The 24,185-nt window shown below is 70.0% G+C and carries 14 protein-coding genes; 12 read left to right on the forward strand and 2 right to left on the reverse strand.

Annotated elements, in window-relative coordinates:
- The first annotated feature begins 323 nt into the window (after nt 1-323).
- Nucleotides 324-3,866: a hybrid sensor histidine kinase/response regulator gene (locus GobsT_RS03495; RefSeq protein WP_109571332.1), complete on the forward strand. Its 3,543-nt coding sequence runs from the start codon at nt 324-326 to the stop codon at nt 3,864-3,866.
- A 471-nt stretch (nt 3,867-4,337) separates the two neighbouring features.
- On the forward strand, nt 4,338-5,186 hold the full coding sequence (locus tag GobsT_RS03500) for a metallophosphoesterase (protein WP_157507127.1): 849 nt from the start codon (nt 4,338-4,340) through the stop codon (nt 5,184-5,186).
- Between the two features lie 131 nt (nt 5,187-5,317).
- On the opposite strand, the gene GobsT_RS03505 is transcribed toward GobsT_RS03500, so the two are convergent.
- Nucleotides 5,318-7,621 (reverse strand): sigma-70 family RNA polymerase sigma factor, encoded by a 2,304-nt coding sequence (locus GobsT_RS03505; RefSeq protein WP_109571330.1) that lies wholly within the window; start codon nt 7,619-7,621, stop codon nt 5,318-5,320.
- 432 nt (nt 7,622-8,053) lie between these two features.
- Here GobsT_RS03505 and GobsT_RS03510 point away from each other — a divergent pair, with 432 nt between their 5' ends.
- From GobsT_RS03510 to GobsT_RS03530, 5 genes are all read left to right on the forward strand, one after another.
- Nucleotides 8,054-9,514, forward strand: a complete 1,461-nt coding sequence (locus GobsT_RS03510; protein ID WP_109571329.1) for a hypothetical protein — start codon at nt 8,054-8,056, stop codon at nt 9,512-9,514.
- Nucleotides 9,515-9,548: 34 nt separating this feature from the next.
- A complete protein-coding gene (locus GobsT_RS03515) occupies nt 9,549-11,630 on the forward strand; it encodes a YfaP family protein (protein ID WP_010047261.1) in 2,082 nt (693 codons plus the stop codon).
- Nucleotides 11,631-11,682: 52 nt separating this feature from the next.
- Entirely contained in the window at nt 11,683-12,579 is an 897-nt protein-coding gene (locus GobsT_RS03520) for a vWA domain-containing protein (protein ID WP_010047260.1), read from the forward strand.
- 84 nt (nt 12,580-12,663) lie between these two features.
- Entirely contained in the window at nt 12,664-14,505 is a 1,842-nt protein-coding gene (locus GobsT_RS03525) for a protein phosphatase 2C domain-containing protein (RefSeq protein ID WP_148087595.1), read from the forward strand.
- Nucleotides 14,506-14,522: 17 nt separating this feature from the next.
- Nucleotides 14,523-16,754 carry a hypothetical protein gene (locus GobsT_RS03530; RefSeq protein ID WP_010047256.1) on the forward strand — a complete coding sequence of 744 codons (2,232 nt, stop codon included), beginning with the start codon at nt 14,523-14,525 and terminating at the stop codon, nt 16,752-16,754.
- A 253-nt stretch (nt 16,755-17,007) separates the two neighbouring features.
- Here the strand turns inward: GobsT_RS03530 and GobsT_RS03535 are convergent, their stop codons facing one another.
- Nucleotides 17,008-18,522, reverse strand: coding sequence for a type 2 periplasmic-binding domain-containing protein (locus GobsT_RS03535; RefSeq protein WP_010047255.1), 1,515 nt, complete (start codon nt 18,520-18,522; stop codon nt 17,008-17,010).
- 231 nt (nt 18,523-18,753) lie between these two features.
- On the opposite strand from GobsT_RS03535, the gene GobsT_RS03540 reads away from it, so the two are divergent.
- The 5 genes from GobsT_RS03540 (at nt 18,754) to GobsT_RS39300 (ending at nt 24,110) form a co-directional block, all read left to right on the forward strand.
- Nucleotides 18,754-19,503, forward strand: a complete 750-nt coding sequence (locus GobsT_RS03540) for an FHA domain-containing protein (protein WP_010047252.1) — start codon at nt 18,754-18,756, stop codon at nt 19,501-19,503.
- Nucleotides 19,504-19,619: 116 nt separating this feature from the next.
- Nucleotides 19,620-20,747, forward strand: a complete 1,128-nt coding sequence (mutY, locus tag GobsT_RS03545) for an A/G-specific adenine glycosylase (RefSeq protein ID WP_010043786.1) — start codon at nt 19,620-19,622, stop codon at nt 20,745-20,747.
- 219 nt (nt 20,748-20,966) lie between these two features.
- Nucleotides 20,967-21,905, forward strand: a complete 939-nt coding sequence (locus tag GobsT_RS03550) for an HDOD domain-containing protein (RefSeq protein ID WP_109571327.1) — start codon at nt 20,967-20,969, stop codon at nt 21,903-21,905.
- A 198-nt stretch (nt 21,906-22,103) separates the two neighbouring features.
- The gene (locus GobsT_RS03555) at nt 22,104-23,489 is read left to right on the forward strand and encodes a HAMP domain-containing sensor histidine kinase (protein ID WP_010043781.1); all 1,386 of its coding nucleotides are present in this window, start codon (nt 22,104-22,106) and stop codon (nt 23,487-23,489) included.
- Between the two features lie 27 nt (nt 23,490-23,516).
- Complete coding sequence (locus GobsT_RS39300) at nt 23,517-24,110, forward strand: hypothetical protein (RefSeq protein WP_232068328.1); 594 nt, start codon at nt 23,517-23,519, stop codon at nt 24,108-24,110.
- The last annotated feature ends 75 nt before the right edge of the window (nt 24,111-24,185 follow it).

Below are 24,185 nucleotides of genomic sequence, written 5' to 3' on the forward strand. Positions count from 1 at the left end.
TGAGCCCGCGGCCGCGGGCCGGATTGCCGCCTCTCGTCGCCGGCCCGTCTCGGTCACGAACACCACATGCGCTCAAGAGCAGGGCCGACCGTTCGTCAACGGTCGGCCCTGCTCCTTTCCTGCTACACATGGAAAAAATTCCACAGCAAGCTCAATCATGATTCAGAATTAACCGCTGCCGGTGGTTTTCGTGCCGACCTTGGGCGCGCGTCGGCCGCCTGATGTGATAGCCTTAGCCATACGATTACCCGTACAGGGATCATTTCGGGCTCCGCACCCTCGCGGCCCTGTTGGCAGCAGGGAGCGTTTACGGATTACTTCCTGTGGACGATCCCGCACTCGTTTTGCCCGATCGCCGGTTCCACCAGTTCAGCCGTGCGGTCGCAGCCGTGACCGGAGGCCTCGGGGCTGTTATTCTGGTCGGGTGGCTGGCCGCTGGGCGGGCGATGGCCGACCTGCCGGATTTTCTGGTCGTGAAGGCGAACACGGCCCTCGCGTTCGTGGCGACCGGGGGCGCGCTGTGGCTGCTGGTTCCGAGCGCGCGCAGTAAGGCCGGGAGGGCGGCCGCGGCCTTCTCCGTCCTCATCGGGCTCGTGACCCTCATCGAACACGCGTTCGGTTGCGATCTCGGCATTGATGGGTTACTCGTTCGCGCCGGGCCGGACGCGGACGGTACGATCCCCAAGCGCCTGGCGCCCGCCACCGCGGCCAACTTCGTACTGCTCGGTTCGGCCCTGCTGCTGCTCGACGCGCCGACGGTTCGGGGCTGGGTGCCCGCGCACCTGGCGGCCGTCCTCGCCGCTCTCGTCGCCCTTACCGCTTTGGCGGGACACACGTACGGCGTCGAGGCGCTCTACCGCACGGGGGCATACGCCTCGGTCTCCATCCAGACGACCGTTGCCTTCATCATCCTGGCGCTCGGTGTGTTCGCCGCCCGCCCGCGCCGGGGCGTGGTCGTTCTGTTCGCGAGCCGAACGGCCGGCGGCTTGGTCGTGCGCCGGCTGCTCCCGCTGGTGTTCGTCGCGCTGTTCACCCTCGGCGCGGTGCGACTCGCGGGGGAGCGGGCCGGCTACTACGACACCGCGTTCGGGCTGGCGCTGATGGTGGTGAGCGGCGGAACCGTGTTCGCGGTTATGGTCCTCTGGACCGGGTGGGCCGCGCACGCACTCGATCTGCGGCTCCGCGCGGCCGAGCAAGTCGCCCACGACCGGGCGGAACTGCTCCGGGCGACGCTCGCGAGCATCGGGGACGGGGTCATCACCACCGACCCGGAGGGCCGGGTCGTGTTCCTGAACGCGACCGCCCAGGCGCTCACCGGGTGGACGCAGCCCGAGGCAACGGGCCGGCCGCTGGAGCACGTGTTCGACATCGTGAACGCGGACACCCGGCAGCCGGTCGCGAACCCGGCGCGCCGGGCGCTGGCGGAGGGGACCGTCGTCGGGTTGGCGAACCACACCGTCCTGCTCGCGCGCGACGGGACCGAGCGGCCGATCGACGATTCGGCCGCGCCGATCCGCACCGTCGCGGGCGCGATCGGCGGGGCCGTCCTGGTGTTCCGGGACGTGACCGAGCGGTACGCCGCCGAAGAACAACTGCGCCAGGAGCGGGCCCTCCTGCGCACCCTCATTGACGCGCTGCCCGATGCGGTCTGGACGAAGGACGCCGGGGGCCGGTTCGTGGTCAGCAACCGGGCGCACGACGAGATGGCCAGGGCGGTGCACGAATCGGGGGCGGTGGGTAAGACGGTGTTCGATCTGCACCCGCCGGAGCTGGCCCGGCAGTACGAGGACGACGACCTCCGGGTGCTGCGCCAGGGAGAGACGGTATTCAATAAGGAAGAGCGGGTGCGCCACCCGCGGGGCGGGGAGCGGTGGCACCTGACCACCAAGGCGCCCCTGCGCGACCGCGCCGGCAACGTCACCGGCCTGGTCGGCGTCAGCCGCAACATTCAGGCGCGCAAGGAGGCCGAGGAGGCGCTGCGGGCGAGCGAGGCCATCTTCCGCGGCGCGTTCGAGGACACGAACCTCGCGATGGGCATCGCCGACCTCGAGCACCGGTTCATCCGGGTCAACGCGGCCCTCGCCCGGCTGCTCGGGTACACGCGCGAGGAGCTGCTGGCGCGGTCCGTGTTCGACGTCGTGCACCCGGACGACCGGGACGAGAGCCGCGCCCGTCGGGAATGGCTCCGGGGCGGCGCGATCCACTTCGTGCAGGAAAAGCGGTACGTCCGCCGCGACGGCCGCGTCCTGTGGTGCGTCACCAACGTGTCCCTCGTCCGCGATGCCGACGGCCGGCCGCAACTGTACGTCGGGCAGATGCAGGACGTGACCGCGCAGAAGCAGGCCGAGAGCGAGCTGCGGGCCAGCGAGGGGCGGTTCCAGGCGTTCTTCGACACGACCACGGTCGCGATGGTCGAGACCTCGCCGGACGCACACTACCTTCGGGGGAACGCCGCGTTCTTCCGGATGTTCGGCTACGCCCCCGAGGACCTTCCGGCCCTGACCATCGCCGACGTTCTGTTCCCCGAGGACCGGGAGGCGGCCCTCGCCCAGTACGCCCGGACCGCGCGGGGCGAGGTGCCGTCCTACGCGGCCGACCGCCGCTACCGGCGGAAGGACGGTTCGGTGCTGTGGGGGCAGGTGAGTGTGGTCGCCGCCCGCGACGAGAAGGGCACGCCGAATCTGGTGACGGCCGTGATCGTCGACATGACGGAGCGGAAGAAGCTGGAGGAGCAGTTCCAACAGGCGCAAAAGATGGAAGCGGTGGGGCGCCTGGCGGGCGGGGTGGCGCACGACTTCAACAACCTGCTCACCATCATCAACGGGTACGGGCAGATCCTCCTCGAGCAGCTCACGATCGGGGGGCCGGCCCGCGACATGGTGCAGCAGATGACCGCCGCCGGCGAGCGGGCCGCGGGGCTGACGGCGCAGCTGCTGGCGTTCAGCCGCAAGGCCATCGTCGCCCCCAAGGTGATCGACCTGAACGAGGTGGTGACCCAGGCCGCCAGCCTGTTGCGGCGGCTGATCGGCGAGGACATCATCCTCACAACCGCCCTGGCGAACGACCTGAGCCGGGTGACGGCGGACCCGACGCAAGTGGAACAGGTCCTCCTGAACCTGGCGGTGAACGCGAAGGACGCGATGCCCCGCGGCGGGCGGCTGACCATCGAGACGCGGAACGTGCGGCTCAACCGGGAGATGCCGGCGTGGCCCGACTGCCCCCCGGGCGACTACGTCCAGTTGGCCGTTTCGGACACGGGCGTGGGGATGACGGAGGAGGTGAAGGCCCGGCTGTTCGAGCCGTTCTTCACGACGAAGGAAGTCGGCAAGGGAACCGGGCTGGGGCTGGCGGTGGTACACGGCGCGGTCAAACAGAGCGGCGGCCGGGTGGACGTGTACAGCGAACTCGGCGTCGGCACCACCTTCAAGATCCTGTTGCCGGCCAGCGGCGACCCGCCCAGCCGCGAGCCCGTGGTGCGGTTCGCCCCGCGGGGCACCGAGACGGTGCTGCTGGTCGAGGACGAGGACGGGGTGCGCCAGTTCTCCCGGCTCGCACTGGAGACGCAGGGGTACACCGTCCTGGAAGCGGCGAACGGGTTCGACGCGCTGGCGGCGGCCGACGCGCACGCCGGGCCGATTCACCTGCTGCTGACGGACGTGGTGATGCCCCGAATGAGCGGCCGGGAGGTGTCCGAAGCGGTCCGCGCGCGGTACGAGGGGGTGAAGGTGCTGTACGTCAGCGGGTACACCGACGACGCCGTGGTGCGGCACGGCATCGTCGAAGCGACCGACGCGTTCTTGCAAAAACCGTTCACGCCTTGGTCACTGGCCCGGAAGATCCGAACCGTGCTCGATGCGAGTTCATGATTTACGGTTCGGTCGTCGGTGCCTGTTTTGGCTGCCGCCGTTGCGGCGCATACGCTTCGCATCCACGTGCCCGGTAGTCGTGTCACATTTGCCGTTCCCACACGGGAGACAGTCGTTTCAAGTTGGTGCAGCGTATCCGTGCGTTGGCCGTTGAGTGTGGTCCGCTCACTCCGTGAGCGGTCGCTCGTGGTGTCGGGTGCGCGTGGCGCACAACGCCGGGGCCGGCAAGCCCGCGGAGCGAATCGGATGCGCGGAGCGACCGCTCACGGAGTGAGCGGACCACACTCAACGGCCAGAATCGCGCTGCGCGAGATTGAAACGGCTGAGAGGGTGTTGAGGGGCAATTCGCTCACCGCTGTTGCCCGAACGCGCACCCGTTGAACACGCCCGGTCGCACGAGGGGGCGACCGGGCGTGTTCAACGGGTGCGCGCGATACAATGGGCGTACATCCCGCTCGCCGAGGACCGCCAGTGCCCGCCCCCGATCGCATGCTGACGCACCTGCGCCAGGCCCTCGCGCTGGTCCGCGCGACCCCGGGCCGCCGCGGGCACACGGTGAGCCTGGAGAACTGCACCGACGTGCTGGTTGCCGGCGACCTGCACGGGCACGTCGGGCACTTTCAAGCGCTGCTCAAACTCGCCGACCTCGCGGCTCACCCGACCCGGCACTTCGTGCTCCAGGAGGTGATTCACGGGAAGTTCCGCTACCCGAAGGGCGGGGACAAGTCGCACCAGCTCGTCGATCTGTTCTGCGCGCTCAAGGGGCAGTTCCCCAAACAGGTCCACTACCTACCGGGGAATCACGAACTGGCGCAGTGGACGAACCGGCCCGTAATGAAGGCCGACGAGAACCAGAACCGGCGGTTCGAGGAGGGGGTGACGGAGGCCTACGGCCCGGCGTTCGGCCCGCAGATCTACGCGGCCTACCTGGACCTGTTCCGGGCGCTGCCGGTCGCGCTCCGCACCCCCAGCGGGGTGCTGATCACGCACAGCCTCCCGGCGGCGCGGTTCCTTCCGGTGTTCGACCCGGCGCGTCTGGAGACCGAGGCCTACCGAGACGAAGACCTGCAGGCCGGCGGGGCGGTCCATAGTCTGCTGTGGGGCCGCGACACCAGCGCCGACGCGGCGGCCAACTTCCTCCGCAAGATGGGGTGCGACCTGCTGGTGAGCGGGCACATCGCCAGCGAGGACGGGTTCCTGGTGCCCAACGACCGGCAGGTGATCGTCGACTGCGCCGAATCGCCCGCGGGGTTCGTGCTGTTCCCCGCCGATCGCGTTCTGACGCACGCCGAACTGGTCGCGTGCGTCAGAACGCTGTGAGCCCGCGAGTGCCGCGGTGCCGATTGATAAGTCGCTGCGGAGCTGCGAGGTGGGGTTCTACTTTCGCTGCACCGCAGGCCGGCGCAACGACGAGGCCAGCGCCGGAGCGCCGGCCCGTGCGACAGCAGATGTTACGGCTTGGCCGGCTTCGGCGCGATCGATGGGACTACCTTGAGTTCGATTACGTCCTGAGCTTTTGTTTCGGTTCCGGCGAGTGCCCGGGCAACCGCGACCCACACCGTCTTACGGTCCGCGGCGGCGCCGACGGCGGCCTTGGCCAACTTCTTCTCCGCGTCGGTCGGGAGCCGGCTCTGGGTCGCCAGTGTGACCGCCTCCAGTAGCGCGTCGTCTGACTTTTGAGCGGCGATCAGCTCCCCGACCAGCTTCTCGAGCTTGTCGGACTTCAGTTGGGACGTGACGACCACTTTCGTGCCCTGAACCGTGACCGGCGGCGCGGGCGGGGCCGGCGGCTTCGGCGGCGTGGCCACACCGGTGACCGTAACCGTCGGCGGCTTCGGCGGCGCGGGCGGCTTCGGGGCGTTCGGCGGAAGCGGCACGACGAACGGCTGCACCTTGAGATCGAGGGTGGACTTGCCTTCCACGACCTTGGGCGTCACGAAGTAGAAGAAGTCGGCCTCTTTCGCTGCGAGCGGGGCGCCGGGCGCGAGCATCTTCTTCTTCCACTCGTCGCCGAGCTTCTTCGCAACGGCGGGCTCTTTCAGCAGCGTGTCGAGTAGCTTCTCGCGCTTCTTCGGGTCCTTGTCCTCGGTGAAGTACTTCAGCTCCAGCGCGGTCGGGGCGGTCCCGCGGGCGTCGGTCAGAACGCGCTTGAGGAACTCCGCGTCGGACCCGGGCGCGACGTTCACGACCGCTCGGAACTTGACGGTCTGGTTGGTTTGCTGGTTCTTATCGTCCGGAGTCGTACCCCACACCGTGAACACATCTTCGACGCGGTACTCGGCCGCCGCTTCCGGCTTCGCGTCGTCCGACCGCACCCGCCGCAGAACGACCGTCTTCTTCGTTCCGTCGGCCGGGGGTTGGGGCTTGGCGGCGCCGGGTTCGCTGCTCTTGACGTCGTAGACGACCCCTTGAACCGTCGGGGCGATGGTCACATCGGTGGTGATCTCGTCCTGCAGAACGTCTGTCGTGATCGCCAGATCAGGTGCGGACAGTTCGATCGTGTCGGCGAACTTCGCCACCATGTTCGGGTCGATGAGCGACACGGACCGGCCGTCGGCGGAGAGCTTCGCGCGGAGCACCCGCACCCGCTCGACCGGCACGCCGAGCTTTTTCGCGGCCGCGACCCGCCGCTCCTCGTCGTCGGTGATCCACTCGATCACCTTGGCCCGCTTCCCCGCGTCCGGGTCGGACACGAAGAACCAGGTCTCGACGGGCGTCGGCACCGTGCCCCGCACATCGAGGCTGAGCCGGCGCAGGAACAAGGCGTCGTCCGGCACGGGGTCCGCTTGCACCCGCTCCTTGAGCCGGACCGTGCCGGCGTGCCCGTCCGGTGCCGGTGTGGTCGCGGTGACCGTGACTGTAGCCGTCCCCTCGCCGGCCGCCGCGGGGACGAGCCCCACGCCGAGCCCGGTCGTGAGCGCCAGTGCGACGGCGGCGACCACCGTGACCGCCTTCAGTTTGGCGAGCATCATCATTTGCATCACCCCTTCGGATAGTTGAACGGCTTGCGCGGACACAGCCGCCCCGACGGCCCCGCCCGCCGCCACCGCCTCGGCCGCCCGGGCGACGCCCGCGGCCAGCGCGTGCGGCACCGCGGACGCACTGGCGTGCGTGACGAGCAGCCCGGCGAGCGCGCCGCCGGACAGCGTAACGCCCCGGCGGGTGAGCCGGGCCGCGAGCGAGCGGCGGGCCGCCGCCAGGCGCGTCGCGAGCGTCGCTGGCGGCACCCCGAGCTGCCGGGCCACCTCGCGCTGGGGGCGCCCCTCGAGGTCGCACAGCACCACCGCGGTCCGGAGCTTTTCCGGCAGCCGGGCGAGTTCCTCGTCGATGACGGGTTGAACGTCGCCCCACGCGAGCGCGGCGGGCGGTGCGGGCGGTTCGGGCATGACATCTACCTGCTTTTCGCGGGACCGGCGGCGAGCCAGAACCATTCGGGCCTTGAGCGCCGTGCGGTACGCGATCCCGTACAGGTACGCGCCGACCCGCTCCCGGGGCCGCACGCCGGCCGCGCGCCGGGCGAGCACCAGGAACACCGCCTGGAACGCGTCGTCTGCGGTAGCGTGATCGGGGATCAGCCGCCGGCACACCCCGAGCACCATCGGCCCGTGCCGGCGCACCAGCTCCGCGAATGCGTCCCCGCTGGCCGACGCGACGAACGCGGTGAGCAACTCGCCGTCGGTGCGCGCGGCCGTCTGGCGGCCCAGTACGACCCGCCGGAGGGTCGGCATCAGGCGATCGGCGTGTCTGGTCGGCATGGGAAACCTGTCGGGGAAGTTCGGGGTTTCGCGTCCCAAGTTGAGGACGGGGCGTCGTGCCTTCGCTCGAACTCGGACCGTGGAACCCGGAACGCTTCCTGTGTCCGCTACCGTGTCTTGCCCGCGACCGCGGGCGCGCTCGGAAAAATTTTCCGGCGCCGAAGGATCTGGTGCATCATAGCCGGCGGGGCCGGGGCTTTTCGATTACGGCGTCCGATCCGGTCGCGCCTCGTAAAGGCCCTTTACGCGAGCCGGTGAGCGGCGGTTAAGAACCGGGAGAACCCGGCACCGGTCGCGGTTATACTGATCCCAGCCGTTTCCCGTTCCGTGCTCCAAGTTCCGAGCCGGGAACCGGCCCGGATTGGGCCGCCGGGCGCGACAGGTCCGGCGCCGGAGCCGACATCAACCCGTGGTACCTGCGGACGGGGCGTCATGAATTCCGTGAAAAGTAGCGCGCTGGTGCTCGCCCTGGCGGCCCCCTTCGCGCTCTACGCGGCCTGGCAGATCCACAGCGCAACGCGGCTCGACGCGTTGGGACCGGTTCCCCCTCCGGCGCCCGACCCGCCCCGGGACCAGCCGACGACCGCCGCGAGGGCCGCGACCGCCGCGGCCGAGACCCGCAAGGCGATCGGGGTGACGTGGCGGTACCGCGCGCCCGACGCGGCCGACCGGTCCACAGACCCGGACGCGGACGCGGTCGTGAAGGCCGCAGGGGCGCGGGCCGCGGACCTCACGGACCTCGACACGTTTCTGTCCGGAATCGAGAAGCCGGCGTTCGTCGGCAAGTTGAAGGACAAGTACACAACCTGGGCGGGCGACCAGACCGCCGCTCGGCGGGCGGAAGGCGCCGTGCGGGCGTGGCTCCTGAAGCCGCCGCCGGTCGAGTCCGCTGCGGACGCGGACCGGGCCGTAGCGGACGCCACGCAACTGATCGACGAGTACGCGCAGCGGTCACGGTTCGCGAACAAGGCGCGGGCAACGGTGTGGCGACTCGAGGCGCGGCTGAAGGTCGTGGACCGGCTCGCCGCGCTGGCGGACCGCGAGTACGCCAGCGCAACCAAGGCGAAGCTGCCGTTGGACCGCGACACCAATGTGGGTAAAACCGCACTGGACGCGCTCCGCGGGCTCAACAGGCACTTCGCCGAACTCGGTGACGAGTTGCGCCGGTCGGACGCGGAGAAGGTCGCGCTGGCTCCGGAGCTGCGAACGAGCATTGAGGGGCGGGGCGCCGGAGCCGACGAGTACACGGCCCGCGAGGAGCTGCTCGCGCTGTTCGCGCAGGAGGACCTGTTCGACAACCCGACCAACGCCGAGCCGTGGCTGAAGAAGGTTCACGAGCGGTACGCGCGGACGAGGAGCGCCGCCGCCCGCAAGCTGATCCGCGACAAGGTCCAGGAGTTCGCCGACGCGTTCATCCCGCCGGTCGCCCGGCTCGATGACAAGGTGCTCGTGAAAGGGGCCGAGACGCCCCGCAAAGAGGTCGTCATTAAGTACGAGGCGGGCAACGGGGAGTACAAGCAGGCCCCGCTGTCGGACGAGGTCGCCGGCCTGACCGAGTTCAACTTCGCGAAGCGCCACCCGGGCGACAACACGCTTGTCGTGGCGCAGGGGGCCGAGGAGGTGCCCGGAGCGCTCAAACCCACGGCGGTGAGCCGGGCGGCCGTGGGGTACAACGCCGCGCGCGAGCAGGTGTCCCAACGGGCGGCCCCGCGTTGGACGGCAGAATCGGTCGCGGCTCTAAAAAAGGCGTGCGAACCGCAAATGGAGTTGGTAGACCAGTTGAGAACGCCCGAGCAAAAGGGGGCCGGCAAGGCCCCCCGGATCGCGACCCGGGTGCTCGGGCTGTCGGCGGGCGTGGCCGCGCATAAAGAGCTGTTCGAGTCGGCCCCGTAGCGGCGGCGGACCCATTTCCCCGACTGGGACGGACATGAGCCTGCTGGCGACCTGGAAGAAAGTGCTGCTGTTCGGCGCGTTCGGGGCGGTCGGCGCCCTGGCCGGCTGGCTCGTCGGCGAGCCGCTCCTGGCCGCGGGCGGCTACGCGGCGAAATCGGCCGGCGCCGGACCCGGGGCCACGCTCGTCACCAAACCCACCGCCCCGTCCGGCAACCCGCCGCTACCCGACGACTTCCGGCGCCGCGTCGAGCAGGCGAAGGGGAGCACCGGGGACGTTCAGATCACCCTCATCTGGGACGACGCGAACGACCTCGATTTGCACTGCGTCGACCCGAGCGGGTACGAAATTTGGTACAAGCAGAAGGCGTCCCCGACCCGCGGCCGCCTGGATGTGGACCGCAACGCCGGGTGTCAGTCCATCGACCCTCAGCCGGTGGAGAACATCTTCTGGCCGGAGGGCGGCGCCCCGCAAGGGGATTACACCATCTACGTCAACTTCTTCCAGCGCTGCACGGGCGGCCCGGACCGGAGCGACTACCGGGTCAACATCCTGGCCAACGGCGAGCGGAAAGAGATCAAGAACAGCCTCACGAAGCTCCCGGGCGGCGGGCCGGGGCCAAAACAGGTGGTCCACCGGTTCAAAGTTGAGCCGCGCCTGGAGCTGTACACCCCGAACGACTTCGACCTTCAGCCGGGGCAAACGGTCAAGGTGCCCGTGACGGTCCGACGCGCCTACCACAACGGTCCGGTTGAGGTGCGACTGGAGAACCTACCGGACGGGGTCACCGCCGGCCGGCTCACGATCCCGGAAGGGAAGGACGACGGCGAACTCGAACTCGTTGCGAGCGACGCCTCGAAAGAGGGGGCGCGAGCGATCCAGTTCGTAGCCACGGGCGGCGCCCTGGTCAGCACCAAGAGCGTGAAGCTCACCGTCCCGAAGGCGTCCGGGGAGCTGTCGGCGTGGGGGATCGCGTCGACCGGCCTCTGGACCGCGCTCGTGGCGACGGGTCTGTGCCTCGCCCTGCTCGCCGGGCAGAACCGGCACCTCGGGAAGAAGCCGTTCGCGCCGGGGCGCGTGCCGCTCGCCCTGGTGGTCGCCGGCGCCGGCGCGGCCGGGCTCGTGTCCGGGGGCGTCGGGCAGGTGCTCTACACCCTCTTGCTCGGCCTCGGGGGCGCGAAGCTCGGGTTCGTCGTCGGGTGGGTGCTGCTCGGCGGCCTGCTCGGGCGCGGGGTGAGCCTTTTCATTCCCAACCTCGACGGCAATAAGGCGACCGGCGCGGGCCTCAGCGGCGGGCTGCTCGGCGCGGTCGCGTTCCTGGTCGCGTCCGGAGCGGGCGACTGGGCCGGGCGGTTGGGCGGGGCGGCGCTGCTCGGGTTCTGCATCGGGCTGATGGTCGCGGTCGTCGAGGCCGCGTTCCGCAGCGCGTGGCTGGAGGTGCGGTTCGGCGAGCGCGAGGCGATCACCGTCAACCTCGGCGCGGAGCCGGTGAAGGTCGGCGGCGACGCGCGGGCGTGTACCGTCTGGGCGCGGGGGGCGGCCGATGTCGCCTTCCGGTACTGGATTCGTGACGGGAAGGTGTTCTGCGAGGACGTGCCCGCGCGCCGCGAGGCCCCCGTGAGTGCGGGGGACACCCGCCTCGCGGGCGCCGTAACCGTCGTCGTGCGCACCAGCGCCGCGGCGGTGACCGCGCCCGTCGCCGCGCCGATCGCGCCGGCCCCGCCGCCGGTTCCGGTCCCCCCTCCGATTGCCGCGCCACCTACGCCCGCGCCTCCCGCGCCCCCTGCAGCCGGCGACTACGACGACGGCCTGCCGATGCCGCTGGTGCCCCCGGCGCCGGCGCGCCGCCCGGTCGCTTCGATCCTCGACCTGGACGACCCGCGACCGGCACCGCCGAAGCCCGTGGCGCCGCCACCCCCGGCGGCGAAACCGCCGGGACCGGTCGCGGGTCCGAAACCGCCGGTGCCGGCCCCGCCGCGCCCGCCCGTTCCGACCGTCGCCAAGCCGCCGGCGATCGCCGCCAAGGACGGCGGCGCGGACGCGTGCCCGACCTGCCGGCGCAAGATCCCCGGCGCCCCGGGCGCGCGGTACTGCATGGTGTGCGACAAGACCTTTTGAAACGCTGCCCCGAAGCCGACCCGACCTCTGCCACAGATAAGGAGCCCCGCCAGTGCCCTACGACATGCAGATCGACCGCTCCAACCCCGGGTGCATCGTGTTCCTGGTGGACCTGTCCAACTCGATGCTCGACGGCATCGCGGGGACGCAGCGGGCCAAGATGGACACGGTCTCGACCGCGATCAACCGGTTCTTCCAGGAGCTGATCACGAGCTGCGAGAAGGGCGAGGAGAAGCCCCGCAACTACTTCGACGTGGGGCTCATCGGGTACACCACCGACGCCAACGGGGTCGCGATCGTCCGCCCGCTGTTCCAGCTCGGGCTGGCCGGCCGGGACCTCGTGAGCATCAGCGAGCTGTACGACCACCCGCTGGAGATCGAGCAGCGCCGCAAGAAGGAGTTCGTGGACGACGGCGCCGGCGGGCTGACCGAGGTGGAGCGGCAGATCGCGTTCCCGGTGTGGTTCCGCTCGCCGGCCCCGACGGAGATGTTCGGCACCCCGATGTGCACGGCGCTGGGGTACGGCAAGCAGGTGCTCCAGGCGTGGATCGACGCGCACCCGAACAGCTTCCCGCCGATGGTCATCAACCTGACCGACGGCGAGTCGACCGACGGGATCCCGGTCCCGTTCGCCGAGGACCTCAAGGCGCTGGCCACCGCCGACGGGAGCGTGCTGCTGTTCAACTGCCACCTGTCGGGCCGCGACGCGCAGCCGGTGTTCCTCCCCTCCACCGAGTCGGCCCTGCCGGACGAGTACGCCCGCGACCTGTTCGGCATGTCCAGCCCGCTGCCGGACAAGCTGCGGCACATGGCGGAGGTGAAGGGGATCTCGGCCCCGCTCGGGTGCAAGGCGATGGCGTTCAACGCCGACGCGGTGAGCCTGCTGAAGCTGCTTAACGTGGGCACGCAGGTGGTCGCGGCGGCCACCCTGCCCCCGCACCTGCGGTGAGCGCACGTTTCAAGTTCCAGGTTCCGAGTTCCACGCCCGACGGTCGGGAGCCTGGTTTCGTGCCCCTAACTTGGAACCCGCCACTTGGAACATGAAACTACAGCGGAGCCGCCGCCCGGGTGCCTCGTGCTGCTCCTGCGGCTCTCGGGCGGGATGACCCGCGACGTGGTCACCCCCCGGGGCGAGGCGCCGGCGGTCGAGGCGGCGCGGCTCCTCGCGGACGACCTCATCGAAGGGCTGGTGAACACGGCCGCGGCCGGGTACGCGGTCGGCGCGCTCGACGTCGCCGTGCTCGGCTACCGCGCGCCCGACCAGGAGGGCCAGCAGCTCCTCTCGCTGCTCCCCGACGGCGACCCCAAGCCGCGGTTCGTGCCGCTCGCGCACGTCGCCGGGGCGCCGGCGGTCCCGCGCGACGGGGACGGGCTCCCGCGGAAGTGGGCCGTGCTCCCCGCCTGCGCCGGCGAGCCGTCCGCCGGCGCGGCCCTCGCGGGCGTTTACCAGATGGTGTCCGTGTGGCTCACCGGGCGCTACGCGAGCCGCCCGCCGGTCGTCATCCACTGCGCCGGCGCCGGCGACCACGACGACAGCTACTTTACTACCGCGCGGTCGCTGAACCTGCTCGGCACGGCCCACGGGCCGACGCGCCTGCTGCACTACACCTTCGCCCCGCAGCCCGCGGCCCCCGCCGACTCCCGGCTCGCGGACGTGTCGGCGGCGCTCGCGGCGCGCCGCGGCGCGTTCGTCAACGAGTGGGACCTCGCCGACCCGTGGGACGCGATCTTCGCGTGCGCGCCCCAGGAGGACGCGACCGCCTGGGCCGACGCCGGGGCCGGGCTGTCCGGCGTGTGCGCCATGTGGGCGCAAAAGATGGGCAACACCCCCGAACAGTGGGAGGACGCCTACGCGCTGGACGAGGGCCGCGGCGCCGCGGCCGTTGCCGACGGGGCCAGCAGCGGCATCTACTGCAGCATCTGGGCGCAGCAGCTCTGCCGGCGGCTTCTGGCGGACCGCCCGGACGTTCGGGACCCCGCGGCTCTGAACAAATGGGTCGCCGGGTTGCGCGCGGAGTGGCGCGCGGCGATCAACTACGACGGGCTGAACTGGTCGAAGCAGGCCAAGGTCGATCAGGTCGGCGCCGCCGCGACCCTTCTGGGGCTGGAAGTCGGCCCCGCGGATGCGACCGGCGGGCGCCCGTGGCGCGCGTGCGCGGTCGGCGACGCGAGCCTGTTCTGGGTGCGCCGGGGCGAGCTGCTGGCGACGTTCCCGGTGGTCGCGGCGGACCAGTTCGGGTCGGCGCCGCTGCTGGTGCGGTCGAGCCCGGGGTACCGCACGGCCGCGCTCGCGGCCGCCGGGACGTGCGAGCCGGGCGACCGGTTCGTGCTCGCGACGGACGCCGTGGCGGCCCGGCTGTTCAAAAGCGCCGCGACCGAACTCGGCGTCGACTGGGAGCGGCTCGAGGGCCTCGCGGAAGCCGACTGGCGCGCGGAACTGGACGTGCTCCGGCGCGGCAACGACATGGTCAACGACGATTGCACGCTGGTCGTTCTGCGCGTCACCGACCCGGCGCGCGAGGGGCCTGAGCCCCCCGAAGTAGTCGGAGAGGTTTTCGCGCGCGAAGACGTACCCGCGCGCGAGCCGCTCGCAGAGGCGTTCGCGGTCGAAGATGTGCCGGCGAACGAGGGGCTCACGCTCGAAGAGGCGCTCGCCCTCGAGCCGCTCGCGGTCGAAGAGGCGGCCGCGAGCGAGCCGCCGGCGCGCGAGCCCGGGGGGGAGCCACAAGAGCGCTCGGGACCCGGCGGCTCGGGCGCGCCGCCGAACGAACCCGTTGCGGTCGGCGGCGGCGACGTGGTGATCGATCTGCCCTGCGACCCGCCACCGGCGCCGCCCGCGGACGGCGCACCGGCGCGAACGGCCTCCGGCGACTGACCTGCGCGAGGAACCCCATGCCCCCGCTCCGTTCGTTCGCACTCGCGGCCCTCGTCGCGCTCGCGCCGGGTGCCGTCGCCCGGGACGCGGCCGAGGTCCAGAAGCGGCTCGCGACCGGGTCCGACGCGCAAAAGCGGCTCCGCGTGGACGCCCTCACCGTTGCCGACGGCCGGGCGAAACTCACCGGAGCGTTCCTCGACGTTCCGGCCGCCCGGGAGGGCGCCCCGACCGCGTTCGCGACCGCGCAGGAAGAGACCGCCAAGCTCGTTCGCGAGGTGCTCAAGAGCGCGAACCTCGTTCTCGACTGGTCCGGGGTGCAAAAGGTCGAAGAAAAGGATCACCCGCACGTCGTGCTCCAGGCCGCGGCCAACGCGGCGGGGTCGAAGGGCGACGCGCCCGCGGACCGGGTTCTGTTCGCGTCGAGCCGGTTCGGCCCCGACGGTGCGGTGGTGCTTTCTGGCCGCCGTGGCAAGGACGAAGCCGTTGCGAAATGGGTAGCAGGCGCCATTTCTGAACGCCTCGCGAAGAGCCCCGCCGTGAAACTCGTCGGCGAGAAGCCGCTCGTCGTTGACGGTTTGAAGGCGGTCGAATGGAAGCTCACTCCGGCGGACGTTCAGAAACTGCTCGCGACCTCAACTGACGCCGCCACGCGCCGGCTCCGTGCGGACCGCGTGTGCCTCGCGTTCGACGCCCAAAATCCCGACCCGGCCGCGCGTTACACCGTACTCCACCTCAGGTTTTCTGGAGTACGGCTCAGCGAGGACGCCGTCCGCACCGGCCCCATCTCCGACGCATGCCGCAAGCAATGGCCCGAACTGTTCGTCGGCGCGCCGCGGGTGCTGATCGATCTCAAGCCCCTGCTGGGGCCGGGGGTTCCGGAGCTGGCGCAGAAGCTGCAAACCGCGGTCGCGGCCAGACCGCCCCTCGACGGCGTGCGCATCGACCCGGGGGCGGAGTTCGATTCCGAGGGGCGTTTGGTGCTTGTGGGCGCTCAACCGGGGCTGACGGTCGCGGGTGAGAAGGAGCTGACGACCACGTTCCAGGCCGTGTTGAAGGAACTCGCCGGCAAAGGGGGCGCGGCGTCCGGGCGGTACCAGCGCCTTGCAGAAGGCGCCATATCGGTCAAGCGGATGAAGGTCGTCGCGACGAAAAAGGTGCTCGCCGAGCTGCGCGAGTGGGCCGACAAGACGACGGACGACGCCCGCGTCTCGCGAGTCCACTTCGGGGCCGACGGGGCGCTCACGCTCGACGCCAAAACCGTGACGAAAAGTGACGGCGAGAAGGTGTGGCGGAAGTTCAAGGAACTGACCGATCGGCACCTCGCCCCGGATGGTTCCCAAGAGAACGGGCGTTCGTTCGGCGCGGTGGCGGAGCCGAAGGGGGACCCGCCCACGTTCGGCGCGAGCCTGACCGCTCACCTGCGCAAAGAGATGGCCGCCGACCAAAAGAAATGGAACGGCGTGCTCATCGAGCGCGGGCTCTTTGACGCCGACAACCGGTACACGTTACGGGGAGTGGCCGACAGCGCGAAGCAAAACGACGAACTCGCGAAGCTGCTCGGTGCGATCCAGGCTGACCCCAGGTGGGCCGAATTCTTCGCGGTCGCGCCCAACAAACCGGCGCTCGACGTGCTTCCGCTCAGCGACCTGCTCGATCGGGTGAAGCGAGTGACGCCAGCGTACCCGGAGTTCGACGGGGTGCGGATCGAGGCCGCGCGGTACGACGCGGATGTGAACCTCATTTTCGATGCGACCGCCGCCGGGGCGGTTGGCGCCGCGCCGGCGGAACTGCTGGCGAAACTGATCCGCGACCACGAGGGCTACAGGCGCCGCGTGCCCGCCGGTAAGCCGGTCAAGATCGTGCGCACCGGCGGCCCGGCCGCAGCGGGCCGCGACGGATTTAGCTTGGCCACCGGGGCCCAACTGGTGGAACAGGGCGACGACAAGAAGGTCCGGGCGTGGCTCGACGACGCCCTGCTGAACCACGCGAACGAGTCGGGGTTGTGGTACCTGAGCGCGTACCACAACCATCTGAAGGGCGAGGCGGAACTGGTGCGCCGCGACCTGCGCCGGGTGATCGAACTGGAGGGCGGCCCGGGGGCGAATGAGGGGACCCAGCGGAAGCGCCGGTACGAGGCGGCGAAGAACCTTCAGGGCAAAGCCCGTAACGAACTGGACGCGCTGTGGGTGGAGTATCAGCGTGAGGTCAAAAACGGTGCCAAGCGAATCACGCTGACGGCGGATAAATGAGCCGAAGGCGCGCGGTCGGTCGCGATATGGCTGCTCGCCCCGGTTGGTGGTACCTACGAAGGGCGATCGCCGGTCGGGAGGGAACGCCATCCGGGATCCGGTCGTTTCAAGCTGTTGGTTGTGCGCCACCCGCCTGCTGATGCAGGCGGTTCGACAAGCCACGTTACACCCGCCTGCGTCAGCAGGCGGGTGTAACGTGTTGGGCTCCGCGAGTGATCTCATCTCGGCGGCCGTCAACTTGAAACGACTGGAATCAGTTCAGCCCCGCGGCGCGTTTCCGCCAGCGCACGAGCGGCGCGCCCGCGGCCTTCGCGTCGAGGGCGTTCCACGCGGTCTGCGCCTCCGCGAGCACATCCGCCGGCTTCGCACCCGAACCGAGCTTCCGCAGCGCGGCCGCCGCGTCGCGGGTGAGGGCCTCACGGTCCGGGCCACGCAGACCGAGCGTCGGGTTCTTGACCGCCTCGGCCAGGTACCCCCGCAGCGTGTCTTGCAGGGCCTGCGACCGGGCCGGGTCGAACCCGTACCCGAGCCACAGCGGGAACTGGTCCGGGCTGAGGTCCGCGGGGCGCAGGGGGCCGGCGCCCAGGCCCGGGGTGCTGATCAGTTCCGCCGTTCGGGCCGGGCCGGCCAACTCCGCGAGCAGCTCGAACGCCAGTTCGGGACGCGGGCAGCGTGCCCGGACCACCCCCAGCCGCCCCCCCGCGAAGTACGGAACGTAGTTCACCACCTGCTTCTCGGCCGGGGGGGCGCCCGGCTCGAGGGGCCGTTGCGCGCCCGGTACGGGGGCGATCCCGAACCGCGCCGGTACCGTGCCGTTCTCGCGCGGCAGTTTCGCGAGCTGGTCGAGCGAAACGATCGCCAGCACCGCCTTGCCGGCCGTCAGCGCGGCGACCGGGTCATCGGACGCGCCGGGCGGAACGGCGCCGGCCGCCGCGAGCCCCGCCAGCCACCGCGCCGATTCCGCGAACCCCCGCGCCAGCAGCCGCGGCTTGCCGGTCCGGATCTCGAAGTGGAACGCGAGCAACTCCTCGTCCTTGACCCGCTCGCTCAGGTCCTTGTCGCTCAGGGTCGGGCGGTCGAAGGAACTCGCGACGCGGGAGAACAGGTCGAACAGGGCGGTCGGGTCGGCCGGCAGCGGGGGCACGCTCGGCCCCTTGTCGCGGGCCGCGAAGAACGCGGCCACGTCCGCGTACTGGTCCCAGGTGGCCGGGGCGGCGAGCGGCCCCTTCCCGCGCTTGGCGAACTCCGCGGCGGCGGCCGGATCGGCGAACCGGTCGGCCCGGTACACCAGCAGCACCCCGTCGCCGGTGAGCGGGATCGCCTGGGTCTGATCGCCCCACGCCGCGAGCCGCTCCGCGTACGGCGGCAGCATCTCCGAAACCAGCCCGCGCCACTTCAGCGGCAGCGGCGCGAGGTGCCCGGGTTCGGCCCACTCGCCGAGGCGGTTCGCGGGGAGCACCGCGAGGTCGGTGGCGTCGGCCGCCGTCATCGGGTCGCGGGTGAGGGTCACCGCCGCGCCGGTCCGCACCTCCCAGGAGCGGATCATCGGCTCGACGGCGGCGGCGAACGCCGGGTCCGAGCAGTTGAACGTCAGTTGCGCGCCTTCGTGGGGCCGCCCGGGGCGGTCCGGGGCGGTGCCCTGCGCCCCGCTCCCGTCGCACCCGGTGACCAGAGCACCGAGCGCGGCGACGAGCAGAAGGCCGCCAATTATGGTGAGGGTGTGAAGCCGGTATCGGTTGCGCGGAATCGGGGGAAGTGCCTGTTGCATAGCGCGCCGCCCGTAGCATACAATGACGAGCGCTACCACCAGGGTTTGCCGAAGAAACCCAAGACTCGCAGTGGTGCGCACACTCTGAGCGTAGCCCGATCGGGGTTCGCGGCAAGTCGGTGATGTCGTCCCTGCCCAGGCGCGGCCCACGCGCGGGGACGGTTCCCGGTCGCTCGCGACTCCTCACCTCGGCCGAGGGTTCGGACGGTTCAACGGCGAAGGACACACGACATGAAGGTGAGTTTGGTCGTTGCGTCTGGGGCCCACGAGGGCCGCGTGATTCCGCTGACCGGGTCGCAGTTCCTGATCGGCCGCGATCAGCAATGCAACTTGCGCCCGGCCAGCCCCGCGATCAGCAAGTTGCACTGTGCGGTCGTGGTCCGCGACGGGAAAGTGTTCGTCAAGGATTTCGGCAGTACCAACGGAACGCTCGTCAACGGCCAACTCGTCCAGAGTGCAGAAATCGTCATTGAGAACGGCGCCTCGCTCCAGGTCGGCCCGCTCGACTTTACGGTGCGGATCGAGAAGGCCGCGCCGAAGGTGGACGGTACCCCGCTCGGTGATTCCCCCGAAACGGCGGCGGCACTTGCCGCCGTTAAGGCCGCCGCGGCGGCCCCGAAGGCGCCGGTCCGCGACGCCACACCGGCACCGGTCAAGCCCGCTAGCAAGTCAGGGGTGACCGCTCCGACCAAGCCGGCCCCGGCGAAAGTGCCGCCGAAGCCGGCGCCCGCCGCCGCAAGCACGTCGGACGAAGACGACGTGGCCGCGATGCTCCTGGGCATGGACGATGAGGGGAACGGCAGCGTTCCCGACGGCAGCACGGTGATGGAGATCCCGAACCCGCTTACGGCCGGAACGGGAGAGCCCCCCAAATCGAACAGCGGAGAGAAGCCGGGCGAGCCGAAGAAGGCCCAGACCCGTGAGGAGATGACCAACGCCGCCAACGACCTGCTCCGTCAGTACATGCGCCGCCCGAAGTGAGCGGCGGTCGGAACCCCAAGTCTTCAAAGCGAGTTTGAACCCGCGGGCCCAGCACCGCGGGTTCAAACTCGCTACTGTTTTGTGGCCCGAATTCGTCCGATCCTGGAACCCGGAACGTGAAACTCCCCGATGGTTGGTCCCCGCGCACGCTCGCCGGGGTACGCACCAAGCTCCTGAACTGGTTCGACAAGCACCAGCGCGACCTGCCCTGGCGGCGCACCGTTAACGGAGCCCGCGACGCCTACCAGGTGTGGGTCAGCGAGGTGATGCTCCAACAGACCACGGTCGCGGCCGTGGTCCCGTACTTCGAGCGGTTCCTGGCCGCCTTCCCCGACGTGCGCGCGCTGGCCGCCGCCGACGAACAGCGCGTCCTGAAACTCTGGGAAGGCCTCGGCTACTACCGCCGCGCCCGGCACCTCCACGCCGCCGCAAAACTGCTGGTCGAAGCGCACAACGGTGACCTCCCGGACGACCCCGACGTGTGGGAACCGCTCCCGGGCGTCGGCCGGTACATCCTCGGCGCCGTGCTGTCGCAAGCGTTCGACCGGCCGCTGCCGATCGTCGAAGCGAACAGCCTGCGCGTGCTCGCGCGGCTGTTCGCTTACCCCGGCGACCCGCGCGAGGGCGAAGGCAAGGTTTGGGTGTGGGCCGCCGCCGAAACCGTTCTCCCCGCGAAGCGGGCCGGGGACTTCAACCAGTCGTTAATGGAACTCGGCGCGCTGGTCTGCACCCCGACCGCGCCGGCGTGCGACCGCTGCCCGGTGCGCGACAACTGCGAGGCGAAGCGGCTCGGCCGCCAGGACCAGATCCCGCCAAAAAAGAAACAGCCCGCGATTACCGAGGTCGCAGAAGTCGGGGTCGTGATTCGCGACGGCGCAAACGTGCTGTTGTGCCAGCGGCCTGCGAACGCGGGGCGGTGGCAAAACATGTGGGAGATCCCCCACGCCCCGCGAACGGAGGGAGAAGACGTTTCCGCTGCTGCGGTGCGGGTGGCACGAGAACTGACCGGGTTCGATGTCGAGCCGGGCGCCGAGATCCGGACCGTCCGGCACGGCGTGACCCGGTACGCGATCACCCTGGTGTGCGTCGGATCGGTTCTCCGGGGCGGGGCGTTTGCCGCCGGTCACTATGCGAACGCGAAGTGGGTCGCGCCGCAAGAACTCGGGGACTACCCGGTCAGCTCACCGCAACGGAAGCTGATGACCGCGCTGGCCGATCCGAACCACCAGCCGCGTTTATTCTGACGGGCAGGCCGGTTCGGCAAGTGCCAAGTGATGGGCCGAATCTCTCGGCGACCGTCCGTCGGAGGATGATGCGACGGCCGGGGCCGCGGTGCGTTAACGCGCTCGCCACGGAAATACTGTATGGCGAGACTTTATTTGACCGATCTTGCATGGTGGTCTATAGATATACGCCGCCCCACACCATAGGTCACACTTCGCGATGACGACTTCGGGGACCGCATGCCGACTCAAACAAGTAGAGCCCGTCGCGAACTGCTGCTGACCGTGTTCCCGCCAGACCTCCTACCCCCGGCCCCCGCGGTCGTCTTGCAGGTGTACGCCGCGGCGGGGTCTCCGGACTGCGACCCGAGCCAACTGGCCGCGCTACTGGCCACCGATCCGGCGCTGTGTGTCGGCGTTCTGCGGGTCGCGAACTCGTGCGTCTACTCTCTCCCCCGTTCCGTTGCCAGTGTGTCGCGTGCCGTCCAGGTGCTCGGGCGCCGGACCGTGCGCGCGCTCACGCTCGCGCTGTCCGCTCCCGGCCCCCGCGGCCCCGACGCGCGAGGGTACTGGCTCGCGTCCGTCGGCGGCGCGATCATCGCCCGCGAGCTGGCGGTGCTGAGACGCGCTCCGGCTCCGGACGAAGACATGGCCGCGGCGCTCTTGCGGGACCTCGGGTCGGAGCTGTTGCGCGGCGCGTTCCCGGTGCGGTGGGCGAAGCACCCGCAGCGGCAAGGTCACCGGCTCCTGTTCGACCCGTGCGGGGCCGAAAACGAAACGTTCGGGGCGAACCACGCGGACGTTGGCGCCGCGCTGCTCGCACGCTGGGGGCTGCCGCCCGAAGTCGTCGAGCCGGTCCGATACCACCACCACCCGAACCAGGCTCCGGCAGGTCCGCTGAGAGAGCGGGCCGAGCTGCTTTGGCTGTCGGACCGATTGATCCACTTGGACACAATGGCCGATTACCCGGAACTCATATCCGAGTTATTAGAAGCGGCGGAACGGTGGTACGCACTGACGCCGTCGGCAATGGCCGCCTTCCTGGACGGGGTCGTTCCCAAGATCGAAGCGTTTGCGGCGGCGATTAACGTTGGTGACGTTCACTGCCCGAACTTGGCCGCCACCCTCAGTCTGACACTTACCGACCGGCTCAGCGGCACTCGTACCGCGAGCCGCTGAGCGGAGCGAGTACGCAGAACGCGCACGGCGCTCAAGCCGTTTCTGGGACGTTCGCTTTTTGAGCCTTTCACGAGAGAAACGGCGCCGCGCGTTCGCAGCGGCGCGAGAACTGTAAACTTCACCTCCCACTCTTCCCGCGGCCGTTACAATCTCATCAAGCCCGGCGGGGTCTTACCTTCACACGATTTGCACAATTCTATGTTTTGGCGCCTGTTCTCCACGTATCTGGTACTCGTCCTCGCCGCGGTGGGGCTCCTCGGGTTACTCGTTCGCCACCGATCCGAGGAGATGTTCCGCGAGCTTATGAGCGAGGTCGCGGTGGCGCTGGCCGGGGTGGTGGTGCTCGCGACCGTCGCGGCGTTCGCGCTGGCCCGGTTGTTCGTGCGTCCGCTGATCGAGTTGCGGGAAGGCGCACGGAAACTGGCCGATGGCGACCTGGGCCACAAGATCCGCGTCACGGGCGGCGCCGAGCACTACGAACTGGCGGAAACGTTCAACGCCATGAGCGCGCGGCTCGCGTCCACGTTCCGGCTGCTCGACCACGACCGCGAGCAGTTACGGGCGATCCTCTCCGGTATGGTCGAAGGCGTCGTCGCGATCGACGACCAGCGGCGGGTGCTGTTCGCCAACGAGCGGGCCGGTCAGTTGCTCGAGTTCGACCCGCGCAAGGCGGTCAACCAGAAGTTGTGCGATGTCACGCGATTGGCGCCGTTCCACGCGATCGTCGAACAGGGGCTCACGGCCGCCGAACCCCACCGGGAGGAGTTCGACGTGCCCGGGTCCGGTGGGCGGCACCTGGAGGTGTACGTATCGCGGTTCCCCGGTCAGGGGATGCCCGGGGCGGTGGTGGTGGTCAACGACACCACCGAAGTGCGGCAGGCGGAGCGCATGCGCCAGGACTTCGTGGCGAACGCGTCGCACGAACTGAAGACGCCGATCGCGGTCATCAAGTCGAGCGTGGAGGCGCTACAGGACGGCGCGGCCGAGGACCCGCACACCCTGGCGTCGTTCCTGGAGCAAGTGGCCCGCGAGTCGGACCGGATGACGTACCTGGTCAAGGACATGCTGAGCCTGTCGCGGATCGAGTCCGGGTCGCTGGGGCTCGAACCCCGCGTGGTCGTACTGGACCGCGAGATCTCCGACTGTATGGAGCGGCACCACCCGCGGGCCGACACGAAGACGCTCACACTGGTGGAGAAGCCGCCGCCGGACGCGCCCGCGAACGTGGCCGCGTGGGCCGACCCCGACGCCCTGCGGCAGGTGATGGACAACCTCGTCGATAACGCGATCAAGTACACGCCCAACGGCGGGCGGATCACCGTTCGCTGGGGCGCAACCGCGGACACGGTCAGCTTCGAAGTGGAAGACACCGGTGTAGGCATCCCGGAGGGGGACGTGAACCGCGTGTTCGAGCGGTTCTACCGGGTGGACCGGGCGCGGGGGCGCGCCGAGGGTAGTACCGGGCTCGGGCTCTCGATCGTGAAGCACCTCGTTCAGGCGATGCGCGGCCAGGTGCGGGTCAACAGCAAGCTCGGCAAAGGGACCACGTTCCGCGTGACGCTCCCGCGTGCGGGCAGCGCGTGAGGGCGGGAAATGAACGCGGATGTGTGGTTGTCGACAACGCGCGCGATAACGCTCCTGAAGCTGACAAAGGGCCGGACCACGGACCGCAAGCTGAGACTGTTCGCGTGCGGGTGCCTGCGCCTGCTCGCGCACCACGTCACCGGCGACGCGCCGTCGTTTCTCAACGCGGTCGAAGCTGCGGCCACACCCGACGAACTCCGCCGCCTCAGGCCGGTCGGCTCACAATTGTGGTGGACTGCGTTCATTTGCCGTATCCGTTACAACCCGTCTCCTTGTCGTCTCGCCGAGGCCGTTACCGACGCGAACGCGCGGAACGCTGCCAGACGCGCGCTCGGTGATGCGCACTGGAGGTTGAACTTCGCGCAGCAAGCGTCACTTGCACGCGAAATCTTCGGCAACCCATTTCGGCCGATCGACTTTACTTCGTGGCGCACGGGCACAACAGTAGCGCTCGCGAACGGCATGTACGAGTCGCGCGACTTCAGCGCGATGCCGATCCTTGCCGACGCCCTTCAAGACGCCGGATGCGACAACTTCGATGTGCTCACTCACTGCCGAGACGCGAGCGCGGAACACGTGCGTGGCTGTTGGGTCGTGGACGGCGTTCTCGGTCTGGCGTGAGAGGAACCGCGAGTCGGTATAAAACGCACAAAGAGGCAGGCGCTCGCACTCACAGGGATCGGCCCGGCCGGCTCC

The organism is Gemmata obscuriglobus (assembly GCF_008065095.1).
GTDB classification, from domain to species: Bacteria; Planctomycetota; Planctomycetia; order Gemmatales; family Gemmataceae; genus Gemmata; species Gemmata obscuriglobus.

Coding starts and splice junctions, on each gene's coding strand:
- GobsT_RS03505 (WP_109571330.1), bottom strand. CDS start 7,621: ATGCCGACCAGACACGCCGATCGCCTGATGCCGACCCTCCGGCGGGTC.
- GobsT_RS03510 (WP_109571329.1), top strand. CDS start 8,054: ATGAATTCCGTGAAAAGTAGCGCGCTGGTGCTCGCCCTGGCGGCCCCC.
- GobsT_RS03515 (WP_010047261.1), top strand. CDS start 9,549: ATGAGCCTGCTGGCGACCTGGAAGAAAGTGCTGCTGTTCGGCGCGTTC.
- GobsT_RS03530 (WP_010047256.1), top strand. CDS start 14,523: ATGCCCCCGCTCCGTTCGTTCGCACTCGCGGCCCTCGTCGCGCTCGCG.
- GobsT_RS03535 (WP_010047255.1), bottom strand. CDS start 18,522: ATGCAACAGGCACTTCCCCCGATTCCGCGCAACCGATACCGGCTTCAC.
- GobsT_RS03540 (WP_010047252.1), top strand. CDS start 18,754: ATGAAGGTGAGTTTGGTCGTTGCGTCTGGGGCCCACGAGGGCCGCGTG.
- GobsT_RS03550 (WP_109571327.1), top strand. CDS start 20,967: ATGCCGACTCAAACAAGTAGAGCCCGTCGCGAACTGCTGCTGACCGTG.
- GobsT_RS03555 (WP_010043781.1), top strand. CDS start 22,104: ATGTTTTGGCGCCTGTTCTCCACGTATCTGGTACTCGTCCTCGCCGCG.